This window comes from Acidobacteriota bacterium, from assembly GCA_039683095.1.
Classification (GTDB): Bacteria; Acidobacteriota; Aminicenantia; order Aminicenantales; family Saccharicenantaceae; genus RBG-16-66-30.
The window spans coordinates 141,343-154,610 of record JBDKSB010000002.1; the positions used below are offsets into that span (position 1 = coordinate 141,343).

At 66.5% G+C, this 13,268-nt stretch carries 15 protein-coding genes and 1 tRNA gene; 3 read left to right on the plus strand and 13 right to left on the minus strand.

Features of this window, described 5'->3' with window-relative positions; genetic code table 11:
• Window positions 1-8: 8 nt before the first annotated feature.
• From ABFD52_03410 to ABFD52_03430, 5 genes are all read right to left on the minus strand, one after another.
• Entirely contained in the window at window positions 9-329 is a 321-nt protein-coding gene (locus tag ABFD52_03410) for a TusE/DsrC/DsvC family sulfur relay protein (GenBank protein ID MEN6559808.1), read from the minus strand.
• Window positions 330-349: 20 nt separating this feature from the next.
• The gene (locus ABFD52_03415; protein MEN6559809.1) at window positions 350-1,771 is read right to left on the minus strand and encodes a (Fe-S)-binding protein; all 1,422 of its coding nucleotides are present in this window, start codon (window positions 1,769-1,771) and stop codon (window positions 350-352) included.
• Window positions 1,768-2,463 carry a hypothetical protein gene (locus ABFD52_03420; protein MEN6559810.1) on the minus strand — a complete coding sequence of 232 codons (696 nt, stop codon included), beginning with the start codon at window positions 2,461-2,463 and terminating at the stop codon, window positions 1,768-1,770. The genes ABFD52_03415 and ABFD52_03420 overlap by 4 nt, the downstream gene beginning before the upstream one ends.
• A 102-nt stretch (window positions 2,464-2,565) precedes the next feature.
• On the minus strand, window positions 2,566-4,293 hold the full coding sequence (locus ABFD52_03425) for an ATP-binding protein (GenBank protein ID MEN6559811.1): 1,728 nt from the start codon (window positions 4,291-4,293) through the stop codon (window positions 2,566-2,568).
• Window positions 4,290-4,967, minus strand: a complete 678-nt coding sequence (locus ABFD52_03430; protein ID MEN6559812.1) for a response regulator transcription factor — start codon at window positions 4,965-4,967, stop codon at window positions 4,290-4,292. The genes ABFD52_03425 and ABFD52_03430 overlap by 4 nt, the downstream gene beginning before the upstream one ends.
• Window positions 4,968-5,084: 117 nt before the next feature.
• Between ABFD52_03430 and ABFD52_03435 the strand changes: the two genes are divergently transcribed.
• Together ABFD52_03435 and ABFD52_03440 are read left to right on the plus strand one after the other, a co-directional pair.
• Window positions 5,085-5,264: a hypothetical protein gene (locus ABFD52_03435; GenBank protein ID MEN6559813.1), complete on the plus strand. Its 180-nt coding sequence runs from the start codon at window positions 5,085-5,087 to the stop codon at window positions 5,262-5,264.
• A gap of 84 nt (window positions 5,265-5,348) precedes the next feature.
• Window positions 5,349-6,083: an MBL fold metallo-hydrolase gene (locus ABFD52_03440; GenBank protein ID MEN6559814.1), complete on the plus strand. Its 735-nt coding sequence runs from the start codon at window positions 5,349-5,351 to the stop codon at window positions 6,081-6,083.
• 6 nt (window positions 6,084-6,089) lie between these two features.
• On the opposite strand, the gene phoU is transcribed toward ABFD52_03440, so the two are convergent.
• The 8 genes from phoU to ABFD52_03480 form a co-directional block, all read right to left on the minus strand.
• Window positions 6,090-6,800, minus strand: a complete 711-nt coding sequence (gene phoU, locus ABFD52_03445) for a phosphate signaling complex protein PhoU (GenBank protein MEN6559815.1) — start codon at window positions 6,798-6,800, stop codon at window positions 6,090-6,092.
• Between the two features lie 29 nt (window positions 6,801-6,829).
• Window positions 6,830-7,600 (minus strand): phosphate ABC transporter ATP-binding protein PstB, encoded by a 771-nt coding sequence (pstB, locus tag ABFD52_03450; protein ID MEN6559816.1) that lies wholly within the window; start codon window positions 7,598-7,600, stop codon window positions 6,830-6,832.
• Entirely contained in the window at window positions 7,597-8,457 is an 861-nt protein-coding gene (pstA, locus tag ABFD52_03455; protein ID MEN6559817.1) for a phosphate ABC transporter permease PstA, read from the minus strand. The genes pstB and pstA overlap by 4 nt, the downstream gene beginning before the upstream one ends.
• Window positions 8,454-9,347 (minus strand): phosphate ABC transporter permease subunit PstC, encoded by an 894-nt coding sequence (pstC, locus tag ABFD52_03460; protein ID MEN6559818.1) that lies wholly within the window; start codon window positions 9,345-9,347, stop codon window positions 8,454-8,456. The genes pstA and pstC overlap by 4 nt, the downstream gene beginning before the upstream one ends.
• 23 nt (window positions 9,348-9,370) lie before the next feature.
• A complete protein-coding gene (locus ABFD52_03465; protein ID MEN6559819.1) occupies window positions 9,371-10,270 on the minus strand; it encodes a PstS family phosphate ABC transporter substrate-binding protein in 900 nt (299 codons plus the stop codon).
• A gap of 35 nt (window positions 10,271-10,305) precedes the next feature.
• Window positions 10,306-11,475, minus strand: coding sequence for a hypothetical protein (locus ABFD52_03470; GenBank protein ID MEN6559820.1), 1,170 nt, complete (start codon window positions 11,473-11,475; stop codon window positions 10,306-10,308).
• A 151-nt stretch (window positions 11,476-11,626) separates the two neighbouring features.
• Window positions 11,627-12,373 (minus strand): class I SAM-dependent methyltransferase, encoded by a 747-nt coding sequence (locus ABFD52_03475; GenBank protein MEN6559821.1) that lies wholly within the window; start codon window positions 12,371-12,373, stop codon window positions 11,627-11,629.
• Window positions 12,374-12,604: 231 nt separating this feature from the next.
• Window positions 12,605-12,680: transfer RNA gene (locus ABFD52_03480), tRNA-Asn, on the minus strand.
• A gap of 100 nt (window positions 12,681-12,780) precedes the next feature.
• On the opposite strand from ABFD52_03480, the gene ABFD52_03485 reads away from it, so the two are divergent.
• Window positions 12,781-13,268, plus strand: a 488-nt coding sequence (locus ABFD52_03485) for a class I SAM-dependent methyltransferase (GenBank protein MEN6559822.1), incomplete at its 3' end; no start/stop codon positions are given.

A 13,268-nucleotide genomic window follows, 5' to 3' on the forward strand; every position in this document is an offset into this window, starting at 1 on the left:
GCGCCGCCTCAGACGCAGCCGTCGGGCTTGGGCAGCCCGGCGACCTTGCAGGCGCCTTTGGCCGGGCCCGACGGGAACAGGTCGTAGATCTTCATCAGGGGAAAGCCTGTGGCCTGGCACATCTTGCGGACCATGGGCGCCAGGTTCTTCTCCAGGTAATAGCCGCGGATGAACCGGACCACGGCCCAGTGCTCGGGCGTCAGCTCGTCCAACCCCTCCTCGGACTTGGCCAGGATCCTGGCCGTATCTTCGGTCCACTCCTCCGGGTGGGTCAGGAAGCCTTCCTCGTTGACTTCGATCGAGCGTCCTTCGCTTTCGATCCTGGGCATGGCGTGCTCTCTTTCTTTCTTCAGGGCTGGCCGGGCAGGACCAGGGCCTTGGAGACGAGTTCCAGGACCTGGACGACCCGCATCGGCAGACGGTAGTGCTTGATGACGTCGGCGAGGCCGTCGATGCAGTTGTGGCACATCGTGCACACGACCGAGGCCCCGGTCGCCCGGAGCTGATCGGCCTTGATCCGGCCGGCTTCGAGCCGCAGTGGCCGGTACTCGGCCATCGACAGCAGCCCGCCGCCGCCCGTGCAGCAGAAGTTCTCCCGGCGGTTGGGATGCATCTCCCGGAAGTCCGCGCAGACGCGGCGCAGGACCTCGCGTGGCTGCTCGACCAGGTCGCCCGAGCGGGCGATGTTGCAGGAATCGTGGAAGGTCACCGGCTCGGGGTTCCGGCCCCGGTCGACCGCGATCCGGCCCTCCTCGAGGAGCCGCTTGAGCGTGACGACGACCGACTCCGTCGGGAGCTTCTGATCGCAGCCGGCCCAGTTGTAGCCTTCCCAGCGCGTCGAGCGGTAGCCGTGTCCGCACTCCGAGATGACGATGCGGCGGGCCCGGAGCCGGTCGGCCGCCTCATAGACGTTGCGGGCGACGAAGCCCCCGAGCTTGTCGTCGCCGGAGAAGAGCCCGAAATTCGTCTGGTCCCAGCCGCGTTTCGGCAGCGTCCAGGACACCCCGGCGGCGTGGAAGATCCTGGCGGCGTGGGCGATCGAACGGGGATCGAACTTGATCTCGCGGGGATTGATGGTGTAGAGGATCTCGCAATCCGGCTTATCGACCGGGATGTCGACGGCATCGGTGCCCAGCTCGGACCGGAGCTCGTCCCGCATCCATTCCAGGGTTTCCAGGTAATCGGTCTCCGTCACGGCCATCTGGTTGCCCGTTTCCCACTCGTCGCGGCTGACGTTGAAGACGCCTTCCGGGACGATGCCAAGCTCCGTCAGCAGCCCGCGGGCGAAGCGCACGAGCAGGGCCGTGTCGACGCCCATGGGGCAGTTGTAGGTGCAGCGGCGGCAGGCGCTGCAGGCGCCGAAGACGATGTTCTTCAGGCGGTTGAGGTCCTCGTCGTCGCGTGGCGAGCCGGCCTTGACCCACCAGGGGGCGACCCGGCCGGTCCAGTCGACATGGCGCTTGAAGATCTTGCGGATCTGGTCGGCCTTCCAGACCGGGGTCATGGTCGGGTCGTCCGGCCGGGCCAGGAAATAATGGCACGATTCGGCGCACAGGCCGCAGTGGACGCAGGCCGCGAGCGAGACAGCCAGGGGCCGGGAGACCCTGTGCCCGAGGATGTCCACGAACCGGCCGGCGTTGTCGCCGGGCGCGTAGGTCCTGAGCCGTCCGTCCACGACAGACGGGCAGCCTTGCCGCTTCGCCTCGTCCTGGGTCCGGAGGTCCAGCGGCGCCCCGACGACGCCCGAGGGGATATTTGACCGGCGTCTCATGCGGCATCCTCCCCCGCCGGGCGGGCGCCGGCGGCCTTCGCCGCGGCCGGCGGCCAGGCGCCGCGGTGGCCGAGGGCGCGGCCGAGATAGATCCGGGTGAAGGGGTAATAGAGGTAGTGGGAGATCTTCGAGAACGGGACATAAACGAGGAAGAAGGCCGTCAGCCCGAAGAAGGCCGCGAGCGGTCCCTCCCCGGCCTGAGGCCGGTTGGGCGCGGCCAGGACCCCGGCCGCGAGCCAGAAGATCAGGAGGGCCAGGGAGAAATAGTCGTCGGGGCTGCTGATCGCGCGCAGGACCGGATCCGTCAGGCGCCGGGCCAGGCGCACCAGCCCGACGAACCCCGCCGCCGCGATGAGCGCCTGGAAAGAGGCGCGGACCCAGGCGGTCTCGAACAGGCCGGGGCCGTACGGGATGATGAAGGAGGCGGCGATGGCCGCCGCGACCCCGAGATGAAAGACCACGAATTCGACATAGCGGCCGGGCCGCTTCCGCGTCGATTCCATGGCCCAGGGCATGGCGATGCTCATCAGGGAATAGCCGGTCCCGGACCGGCCGCTGCCCGCCGGAAGGGTCCGGTCCCTGCCGATCTTGAAGCGGAAGACCCAGGCCAGGCGGACGGAGTAGACGAGGCCCATGAAGGCCAGGGCCGCGATCTGGACCTCGTTCTCGAGGATCTTCAACAGGCTGCTCATGGAGAAACCTTCGTCCGGGCCGAAGCCGGCCATTATAACAGAGGCGGACAGGACGTCCAAGCCGCCGCGGCCCGGCCCCGGAGCCGGGATGTCCGCCGGGCGCTAGGCCAGGGGCAGCTCCACGGTCACCGTGGTCCCCTCGCCCAGCCGGCTCCTGACCGAGACCCCGCCGCCGTGGGCCTGGGCGATGTGCTTGACGATGGACAGGCCGAGGCCCGTCCCGCCGAGCTTCCTGGAGCGGGACTTGTCGGCGACGTAGAAACGCTCGAAGATGTGCGGCAGGTGGTCGGCGTCGATGCCGACGCCGGTGTCGGCGACCTCGACGACGAAGCGGCCTTCCTTCGCGCCCAGGCGGACCGTCACCGTTCCCCTGTCCGTGTACTTCACGGCGTTGTCGACGAGGTTGAGGAGCAGCCCTTCGAGCTGGACCCGGTCGGCCTCGACCGCCGGCAGGCCGGGCGGGGCTTCCAGGACCAGCCTGATGCCCTTATCGGCCGCCCGACGCTCGAAAAGCTTGAGGATGTTCCCGGCCAGGGGGCGGGCGTCGAGGTCCTCCTTGACCGGCTTCATCCCGGGGGCCTCCAGCTCGGACAGGACCAGCAGGTCCTCGACGATGGCGATCAGCCGGTCGGTGTTGCGGCCGATGATCTCCAGGTAGGGCCGGTTCTCGGCCTCGGTCCGCGGCTCCATGGTTTCGACGAAGCCTTTGATCGCCGTGAGCGGCGTCTTGAGCTCGTGGGTGACGTTGGCCACGAAATCCCTCTTGGTCTTCTCGAGAGCGCGGAACTCCGTGACGTCGTGGAGGGTCAGGACCAGCCGGTCGGCTTCGGCCAGGCGGGCGATGGAGCAGTAATAAGCGCGCTCGCCGAGGACGACCTCGCCGGCCGCGCCGCCCCCGCCTTCCCGGGCCTTGCGCACGAGTTCCATGGCCGAGGAGCTGCGCACCACTTCCCAGAAGTGAAGCCCCTGCGGGGCGTCGCGGCCGGCCAGGCGGAGGAAGCTCGCGTTGCAGAGGACGATCCGGGCGTCGCCGTCGAGGACGCACAGGCCTTCCCGGATGGACGCCAGGATGCTGACGATCTCCTCGTTCTGGAGGCGGATCTCGCCGAACATGTCCTTGAGCCGGCCGGCCATGGCGTTGAAGGCGAGGGCATGGTCGCGGAGCTCGCCGCTGCGCCGCGTGGACACCCGGACGTCGAAATCGCCGGCCGCGACCCGCTTCGAGGCGTCGATGACCTCGCGGACCGGCTTGGCCACCGACCGGGTCAGGAAAAAGGCCAGGACGAAGGCGATGAGCGTGACCAGGCCGACGACCCGCCAGAGGTCGCGGCGGAAGGCCTTGAGGACGGCCTCGATGTCCTTCATGAACAGGCTCAGCCGCAGGGCCCCGGCGATGCGTCCCCGGTCGCGCAGGGGGATGCTCAGGTACATCATGTCGGCCTTGAGGGTCGAGCTGCGGCGGATGGACGTCTGCGTCTCGCCCCGCAGCGAGGCCTGGATCTCGGGACGGAAGAGGTGGTTCTCCATGTCCCGGGGCTCCTTCTCCGAGTCGGCCAGAACGGCGCCGTCCGGACCGATGACGGTGATGCGGGCCCCGGTCTTGCGGCCGAGGTCGGTGATGAGGGCCTCGAGATCGCCCGTCGCCGCCCCGGTCACGTGCGGCAGGACCTGGCCCTCGAGCAGGTAGGCCATGTGTTTCAGGTCGGCGGCCCGCTCCTGGTTGTGGTGCGTCTGCAGGAGCGGCGGCGCGACGATCAGAACGGCCGCGGCCAGGAGGACGATGACGGCCGCGTACCCCAGGAAGAAACGCAGGAACAGTGTCTTTTTCATTCTTCGAGCTTATACCCCACGCCGCGGATGTTCTTGACGAGCGGAGCCGCCGGGCCCAGCTTCTCCCGCAGGTTGCGGATGTGGACGTCGACGGTCCGGTCGATGACGGCCTTTTCGTTGCCCCAGAGATGGTCGAGGACCTGGTCACGGCTGAAGACCCGCCCCGGGCGGGAGGCCAGGAGCTGGAGGATCTTGAACTCCGTCGCCGTCAAGTCGACCCTCTCCCCGCCGACCGTGACCGTGAACTTCTCGAGATCGATGACCAGCGGGCCGATCACGATCCGGGGGCCGGCCTCCCCGGCCGGCGGCCGCCGCAGGACGGCATGGATGCGGGCCACCAGCTCCTTGACCGAGAACGGCTTGGTCACGTAATCGTCGGCCCCGAGCTCGAGGCCGACGACCTTGTCCGCTTCGTCGCCGCGGGCCGTCAGCATGATGACCGGGATGCAGGCCAGGTCGGGCGACCGCCTGATCTGCCGGCAGACCTCGAGCCCGTCCGTGCCGGGGAGCATCAGGTCGAGCAGGATGAGGCCGGGCCTCTCGCGGGCCAGGTAGCGGAAAAGTCCCTCCGGCTCCAGGAAGCCCTCGAAGCGATAGCCCGCCTTCTGGAGGCTGACCCTCAGGAGCTCGAGGATGTCGGCCTCGTCGTCGAGGGCGGCGATCACCGGGGCCACGGCGTCTCCGGCCCGAATCTCATGATGCGCTATTATAGACAAATCCTCCGCTTTTGCCACGGATTTTATCATTTCTTAACACAATCCTGGTGGAATGGGGGCGAAGGGAAAGCGCCCATGACCACCCTGCTCGCGGCCGCCGTCCTGGCCCTCTCGGGGGCCCTGGCCGGCCGGTCCTTCTCCGGCATCGTCAAGGCCTATCGCCTCCGGGCCGGCGTTCCCTGGCTCGCTTCGCTCATCTTCGCCGCTGCGGCCGCCGCCGCCGTTCTCGCCCTGCACGCGCTCCTTCCGGGCTGACCTGCGGCCCGCCCCCCTTCCGGCGCGTTGCGCCCGGCGCCCCGCCGGCCTATAATGAAAGAAAAGCGCGGGGAGGGACATACCATGAGACTCATCCTGACCGTTGGCTTCCTCCTTCTCGGCCTGGCCGGACTGGGCGCCGCGCCGCCGAAGTTCGAGAAGGACGTCATCCCGACGTCGGCGGGCGCCCTCGAGATCACCTTCCTGGGCCACGCCTCGCTCGTCATGACCTTCGGCGGCAAGGTCATCCAGGTCGACCCCTACGGCGACGTCGCCGATTACGGGACGCTGCCCAAGGCCGATCTCGTCCTGGTGACCCACGAGCATTTCGACCATCTCGATCCCAAGGCCCTCAAGGCCACCCTCAAGCCCGGCACCGTCGTCGTCGCCTCCAGGGCCTGCGCCTCCGCGCTTCCCGGCGCCGTCATCATGGCCAACGGGGACCGCGGGACGGAGCTCGGCCTGGCCATCGAGGCCGTCCCGGCCTACAACATCGTCCACAAGCGGCCGGGCGGCGGGCCTTTCCACCCCAAGGGCGCCGGCAACGGCTACATCGTGACGTTCGGCGACAAGAGGATCTACATCGCCGGCGACACGGAGAACACGCCGGCGATGAAGGCCCTGCGCGGCATCGACGTCGCCTTCCTGCCCATGAACCTGCCCTACACGATGTCCCCCGACCAGGCCGCCGACGCGGCCCGGGCCTTCCGGCCCCGGGTCCTTTATCCCTACCATTACGGGGACACGGACACGTCCGCGCTGGTCAGGCTGCTGCAGGGGGAAAAGGATATCGAGGTCCGGATCCGCAGGATGCGCTGACCGGGGTCATCCCCCGCCCGAACAGCTCTTGAGGGCGGCGGCCCGGCCGGCCTCGTCGACGTGGTGCTTGATGGTCTTGCCCCGGACCATGTAGATGACGTCCTCGCCGATGTTCGTCGCGTGGTCGGCGATGCGCTCGAGGTGCCTCCCGACGAGGATCAGGTCGACGGCCCGCGAGATCGTCCCGTTGTCCTCCATCATGTAGGTCAGCAGCTCCCGGAAAACCTGGTCGTTGAGCTGGTCCACCTGGTCGTCCCGCTCGCAGACGTTCCGGGCCAGCTTGTCGTCGAGGTTGACGAAGGCGTTGATCGCGTCCCGGACCATGTCCTGGGCCATCTGGGCCATCCGGGGGATGTCGATCAGCGGCTTGAGCTGGGGGGCTTTCAGCAGGTCGATCGTCCGCTCGGCGATGTTCACGGCCAGGTCGCCGATGCGCTCGACGTCGTTGCTGATCTTCATGGCCGAGGTGATGAAGCGCAGGTCGGTGGCCATGGGCTGGCGCAGGGCCAGCAGGCGCATGCACATCTCGTCGACCTCGACGTCGAGGAGGTTGATGGCCTCCTCCCGCTCGAGGACCTGGCAGGCCAGCGCCTCTTGGCGGTCCTTGAGCCCGCGGATGGCCAGGGCGATCTGCTCCTCGGCCCGCGAGGCCATCTCGAGGAGCTTTTCCTTGAGCGTCTTGAGCTCTTCGTCGAACGGTCTCTCGATCCTGGACATGATGCCTCCTCCGGCCGCCGGGAGCCGGCTCAGCCGAACCGCCCCGTGATGTAGTCCTCGGTCAGCTTGTTGGCGGGCGCGGTGAAGATCTTCCCGGTCCGGTCGAACTCGACCAGCTCCCCGAGCATCATGAAGGCCGTGTAGTCGGACACGCGGGCCGCCTGCTGCATGTTGTGGGTCACGATAACGACAGTGTAGCGTGTCTTGAGCTTCTCAATCAAGTCCTCGACCTTGGCCGTGGCGATGGGATCGATGGCCGAGCAGGGCTCGTCGAAGAGGATGACCTCGGGCTCGACGGCCAGCGACCGGGCGATGCAGAGGCGCTGCTGCTGCCCGCCCGAGAGGGCGAAGGCGTTCTCGCCGAGCCGGTCCTTGACCTCGTCCCAGAGGGCGGCGCCCCGCAGGCTTCGTTCGACGATCTCATCGAGACGGCGCCGGTCGCGCAGGCCATTGATGCGCAGGCCGTAGGCGACATTGTCGAAGATCGACTTGGGGAAGGGGTTGGGCTTCTGGAAGACCATGCCGACCCGGCGGCGGAGCTCGACGACGTCGACCTCGGGGGCGTGGATGTCCCGGCCGTCGAGGAGGATCCGCCCTTCTATCCGGCACCCGGGGATGACGTCGTTCATGCGGTTGAGGGTCCGGATGAAGGTCGACTTGCCGCATCCGGAGGGGCCGATGATGGCCGTGACCCGGCGGTCGTGGCAGTCGATGGTGACGTTCTTGAGGGCCCGGGTCGGGCCGTAATAGAAGTCGAGATTCTCCGCCCGGATCTTGGCGGCGGGCTCTGCGCCAGTCATCGCTGTTTCCTTCTCAGCCGGTAGCGGACGACGATGGCCGTCATGTTCATCCCCAGGACGAAGACGATCAGCACCAGGGCGGTCCCGTAGGCCAGGGGCCGGACCTGGAGGATGGCATGGTGCTGGGTGGCCATGATGTAGAGGTGGTACGGCAGGGCCATGAACTGGTCGCCGAGGGACTTCGGCAGGAACGGCAGGTAGAAGGCCGCCCCGGTGAACAGGATCGGGGCCGTCTCCCCCGCCGCCCGGGCCAGGCCCAGGACCGTCCCGGTCAGCATGCCGGGAACGGCGTAGGGCAGGACATTGGTCCGGATCGTCTGCCACTTGGTCGCCCCCAGGGCCAGGGCGCCCTCGCGGTAGGAATCGGGGATGGTCTTGAGGGCCTCCTCGCTGGCCGTGATCGTCCAGGGCAGGGTCATGAGCCCCAGGGTCAGCCCGGCCGAGAGGACCGACGTCCCCAGGCGCATGACGTTGACGAAGAGGATGACCCCGAAGAGGCCGTAGACGATCGAGGGGACCCCCGAGAGGTTGCGGATGGACAGCCGGATGAGCCGGGTCAGGCGCGTCTGCCGAGCATATTCGTTGAGGTAGATGGCGGACGACATGCCCAGCGGCACCGCCAAGAGGGCCGTGATGACCGTGACCAGGAACGTGCCGAAGATGGCCGGGAAGATGCCCCCTTGGGTCATGCCCTTGCGCGGGGCCTGGGACAGGAATTCCCAGGAGATGGCCCCGCCGCCCTTGCTGCCGATGTCGTAGAGAAAGAGGATCAGGACGGCCAGGACGAGGGCCATCGACAGCCGCAGGGCCAGGAAGCCGAGCGCCTGGATGACGTTCTTGCGGGCCGCCCGTTTCATTGCTCCCGCTCCTGGTACCTGCGCAGGACGACGTCGGCGGCCAGGTTGACGGCGAAGGTCATCACGAACAGGACCAGGCCGATGGCGAAGAGGGCGTAGTAGTGCGTCGTGAAGTAGGGCACTTCGCCGAGCTCGATGGCGATGTTCGCGGTCATGGTCCGGACCGGGTCGAGCAGGCCGTGAGGGAAGGACCGGGCGTTGCCGGTGGCCATGAGCACGGTCATGGTCTCGCCGATGGCCCGGCCCATGCCGAGCATGCAGGCGGCGATGATGCCGGACAGGGCGGCCGGCAGCTTGACCCGGACCAGGGTCTGCCAGCGGGAGGCGCCAAGCGCCAGGGAGGCCTCGTTGTAGGCCTTGGGCACGGCGTTGAGGGCATCCTCGGAGATGCTGATGATGGTCGGCAGCGACATGATGGCCAGGAGGACGCTGCCGTTCAGGGCGTTCAGGCCGTTGGCGGTATGGAAGAGCTTGGCCAGCGCGGGGCCGAACAGGACGATGCCGAGGAAGCCCACGACGACCGAGGGGATGCCGGCCAGGATCTCGACGACCGGCTTGAGGACCTCCCGGACGCGCCAATGCGCGACGTCGGAAAGGTAGGCCGCGACGCCGATCCCCACCGGGACGGCCAGCAGCATGGCGCCGGCGGTGACCATGAGCGTGCTGACGATCATGGAGAGCAGGCCGTATTCGGCCTTCTCGGGAGAGGTGGGGTCCCAGCGCGTGTGGCCAAAGAACTCGGCGATCTTGATCTCGCGGAAGGCCGGGACGGCGGTCCCGAGGAGGGTCAGGAAGATGCCGACGAGGACGAGGACGGCCAGGATGCCGCAGGCGAAGAAGAAGGCCCTGATCGCCGATTCCTGGATGTCGCGCCGTTTCTTCGTGCTCATCGGACGATCAGGGCCTCTGGGACTTACTTGAAGTTCTTGTCGTTGGCGGCCTTGTACTTGCCCTCGCCGATCGTAAAGAAGCCTTCGCGTTCGACGATGGACTGGCCTTCGGGGCCGACGATCCAGCCCAGGAACTGGGCGACGTCGCCCTTGGGCTTGCCGTTGGTGGCCATGTAGAGGGGCCGGGAGATCGGGTAGGCGCCGGATTCGACGGACGCGCCGTCGGTAGGCAGATAGCCGGCGCCGTTCGGCTCCTTGGAGATCTTGAGGACCTTGAGGCCCTTGCGGATCCGGTGGTTCTCGTCGTAGAGGTAGCCGACGCCGACATAGCCCACCGCACCCTCGTCCTGGAGGATGCCCTCGATGATCTGGGCGTTGCCGTTCATTTCCTTCATGTCGGTGGAATAGTTCTTATTGCCGAGGACGAACTCCTGCATGAAGACGTAGGTGCCGGAATTGGACTGGCGGCCGTACAGCGAGACGGGCTCCTGGAATTCGCCCAGGGTCTTCCAGTTTTTGATCTCCCCGCGGTAAAGGGCGCCGACCTGGGCCATGGTCAGCTGGTCGACGGGGTTCTTCTCGTTGACGACGATGCTCAGGCCGTCGACGGCCACGACGAAGAACCTCGGGGTGACGCCCTTCTCCCAGGCCTGGTCGATCTCCTTCGGCTTCCACTCGCGGGAGTGGTCGGCGATGTCGCAGGTCTGGTTGATGAGGCCGGTGATGCCCGTGCCGGAGCCGCCGCCAAGGACGGCGATGGCCGTGCCGGGATTCTTGCCCATGTATTCCTCGGCCAGGATCTGGACGAGATTCACCATGGTGTCCGAGCCCTTGACCTGGATCATCTTCCGGGCCGGGGCGGCCGGGAGGAGACCGCCCAGGAGGGTCACGATCGCGAGGGCGATCATCGGGATCTTTTTCATTTCGTTTCTCCTTTCGCTTGACTTGAAGCCTCGCCTCAGAAGGACAGGAAGAACGTCAGGTTGAAAACGACGTCGCTGTTCTTTGTCGCGTTGGCGTTGTAGACCAGGGGATCCTTGTAGTCGTAGAACCAAACGTTGGGTTGGAGCTTCCAGCTGGCATGATAGGGCGCCCAGTCGAGGCCGGCGATGACCAGGCTGACATCCTGGCCCCGATCGAGGCTGTTCGGCGCGTAACGGTCGTAGCGCGCGAAGATCTGGAGCTTGTCGGGCTTGATGACGTAGCGGCCGAAAGCGGACCAGCCGCCGACCCGGTATTTCTCGCCCGCCGTCTGGTAGAGGTCGTTCCTGTAGGTGAACCACTCGGCGCCGATGACCAGGTTCCTGACCTTCTCGAAGTAGGCGTCAGCCTTGTAGGTGGCGGCCCGGGGCTTGACCTCGGCCGGCAGAGCGGCCAGGGGGAGCTTGCGCTCGTAATCATAGTACGCGACCAGGGAGAACCCGGGGACGGGCGTGATCTGGGCCTGGAGCTGGACCCTCTTGTACTGGTCGTTCTCCGCGTGGCTGTAGGCGGCGCCGTTGTAGAAGCCCGCGGCGACGCGGAAGTATTTGGCGAAGGAGTACTTGAGGGTCGCGCCGAGGTCGGCGCTCGAGGCGTAGATCTCCTTCTTGGCGATATCCTTGTACCCGTCCACCAGGGTCTTGGCGACGCTGCGCAGGCCCCAGCGGTCCTCGGCCGGCTTGAAGGTCAGGGTCTCGATCATGCCGACGTTCAGGACCATCTTGGGGACGAGGAAGTTCGAGTACTCGAGGTAGAGGTGCTTGATGAAGGGGCGGAGCTTGTCGTCCTTGCCGAGCGTGACCCCGCTGACCGGCGAACCCGTCAGAGTGACGCCGGTCACATTGGCCGTGTTGTCGGCGTCCAGGCGGAAGCGGAATTTGAGGTTGTCGTTGATCTTGTTCTCGTAGGTGAAATAGGCCCGCCGGAACACGAACTGGTTGTCGAGGTAGGCCGAGGTGCCGGCGGCCGGCTTGAGCGTCGCGGGGCCGGCGTCGGACAGGAAGTACCGGTAGTCCAGATAGATCGTCGTCGAGAAGGTCTGGGGCGGAGGGGTCGTCGTTTGGGCCATCAGGCTCATGATCGCGACCATGGGCAGCATGAGGAGGCCGGCGACGATGCCGTAGACGGTTCGGAGGGCTTGGCGCATTCTCTCTGTCTCCTTGTTGGGTTTCATTCGCCCCCAGGATAAGGAGACAGGGTTAAGGAACGATTAAGGAAGGGACAATTCTCGGTTAAGCCGAAAGGGGGGCGGCGCGGGAGAAAATGGCTCCCCGCGTGCAACCGGATGCGCTAACGCATCACCGCGGCATCAGCGCGAACACACCCCAGCCCAGGTATTCACGCGTGTAAGCGGCGTAGCGCTCGGGTCCCGAGGTCAGTTCGGCTCGGATATCTTTCGCTAACTCATCGCCGGGATTAGCTTCAAGCCATCGGCGCATGGTGAGCCATTTAGCCGCCTCGTATCTGTCCCAACCGTCCTGGTCCGCCAAAACCATTTCCACGACGTCGTAGTCCAGGCGGCCGAAAGACGCGAGAAGCTCTGGAAGGGTGAGAAAGTCGGAGATCGAGTTGGCAAGACACCCCTTGACAACATCTTCCGTCGGCGGCAACCGCCGCCAGTACGGCTCGCCGATGAGGATGATCCCTCCGGAGCGCAGGCTCCGCGCCAGAAGCTCGATGGTGCCGGCGACCCCGCCGGCGATCCAAGTGGCGCCGACACAGGCTGCCACGCCGACCTTCTCGTCAGAGACGTAGCCGGCGGCGTCGCCATGGATGAACTTGACTTGATCGGCGACACCGAGCTCTTCGGCGCGGAGTTTCGCTTGCCCGGTGAACAACTGGCTCATGTCGACGCCGGTGCCGATGACTCCGTGATCGCGGGCCCAGGTGCACAGCATCTCCCCCGAACCGCTGCCGAGGTCGAGCACCCGGGTCCCGGCTTCCAGACGCAGCGCCGCGCCGAGAGTGGCCAGCTTTTCGGGTGTGAACGGGTTATGGATGCGGTGGGCGCTTTCGGTTATGTTGAAGATCCGTGGAATGTCCATTTCGGGAAATCTCCTTATGGATAGGAATAGATTCGATCATGGCCCGGAGCGCGCCCAACCGCCAGGATTGCGCCCGGCCCCCCGACTGCGGATTTCGAAACGGAGAATCGGGGCGAATATGAGGGCGGGCGCAAGTCGTCCTGGACATGCCTGAAACCACGAAACCCCAGGGGGATCACCCGACGGGGTCTGGCATAAAATAAGAGCCGCTGAATTTCAGCGGAATAAATTTGGCTCCTCGGGCAGGACTCGAACCTGCAACCTAGTGGTTAACAGCCACCCGCTCTGCCGATTGAGCTACCGAGGAGCAAGGCTGGATTAAGATAGCATTAATCGGCCCCCAAGGCAAGACTTGCTTTTGCCCGCGGACGTGTTAATATGCCAATCTTTGTGTTCGAAAGGAAATCGTGTCCGACCCAGAAGCTCAAGTCCTGATCGGGGCCGCCGAAGCCCCGCTCTTCACCGGCCGCCGGACGGCCTGCGCCGAAAAAATGATGTTCTTCGAAGCCCGGGCGGCCCGATGGGACCGCGACCATTCCTCGCCGGAAGAGGCCCGCACGATCCCCCTCATCATCCCCTTCCTGAGGCTGAGCGCGGGCGACCGCGTCCTCGACCTGGGCTGCGGAACGGGGAAGCTCGTGCCCTGGCTCCGGGAGGGTGTCGGTCCCTCCGGCCTCATCGTCGAGGCGGATTACTGTCGCGGGATGCTGGAGGCGGGACGGAGCAAGAGGTTCGGCCGGCGCGTTCGTTTCGTGCGGATGGACGCCCAGGCCCCCGCCGTCGCCGGCGGGGCGTTCGACCGGATCGTCTGCTTCTCCCTGTTCCCCCATCTCGAGGACCAGGCCGGAGCGCTCCGGGGGTTCCGCGGGCTTCTCAAGCCCGGCGGTCCGCTCGT

Excerpts from the sequence above, each read along its gene's own strand:
- ABFD52_03440 (MEN6559814.1), top strand. The coding sequence starts at position 5,349 with ATGAGACTCATCCTGACCGTTGGCTTCCTCCTTCTCGGCCTGGCCGGA.
- pstA (MEN6559817.1), bottom strand. The coding sequence starts at position 8,457 with ATGAAACGGGCGGCCCGCAAGAACGTCATCCAGGCGCTCGGCTTCCTG.
- phoU (MEN6559815.1), bottom strand. The coding sequence starts at position 6,800 with ATGTCCAGGATCGAGAGACCGTTCGACGAAGAGCTCAAGACGCTCAAG.
- ABFD52_03465 (MEN6559819.1), bottom strand. The coding sequence starts at position 10,270 with ATGAAAAAGATCCCGATGATCGCCCTCGCGATCGTGACCCTCCTGGGC.
- ABFD52_03435 (MEN6559813.1), top strand. The coding sequence starts at position 5,085 with ATGACCACCCTGCTCGCGGCCGCCGTCCTGGCCCTCTCGGGGGCCCTG.
- pstC (MEN6559818.1), bottom strand. The coding sequence starts at position 9,347 with ATGAGCACGAAGAAACGGCGCGACATCCAGGAATCGGCGATCAGGGCC.
- ABFD52_03425 (MEN6559811.1), bottom strand. The coding sequence starts at position 4,293 with ATGAAAAAGACACTGTTCCTGCGTTTCTTCCTGGGGTACGCGGCCGTC.
- ABFD52_03420 (MEN6559810.1), bottom strand. The coding sequence starts at position 2,463 with ATGAGCAGCCTGTTGAAGATCCTCGAGAACGAGGTCCAGATCGCGGCC.
- ABFD52_03470 (MEN6559820.1), bottom strand. The coding sequence starts at position 11,475 with ATGCGCCAAGCCCTCCGAACCGTCTACGGCATCGTCGCCGGCCTCCTC.
- ABFD52_03475 (MEN6559821.1), bottom strand. The coding sequence starts at position 12,373 with ATGGACATTCCACGGATCTTCAACATAACCGAAAGCGCCCACCGCATC.
- ABFD52_03410 (MEN6559808.1), bottom strand. The coding sequence starts at position 329 with ATGCCCAGGATCGAAAGCGAAGGACGCTCGATCGAAGTCAACGAGGAA.
- ABFD52_03415 (MEN6559809.1), bottom strand. The coding sequence starts at position 1,771 with ATGAGACGCCGGTCAAATATCCCCTCGGGCGTCGTCGGGGCGCCGCTG.
- pstB (MEN6559816.1), bottom strand. The coding sequence starts at position 7,600 with ATGACTGGCGCAGAGCCCGCCGCCAAGATCCGGGCGGAGAATCTCGAC.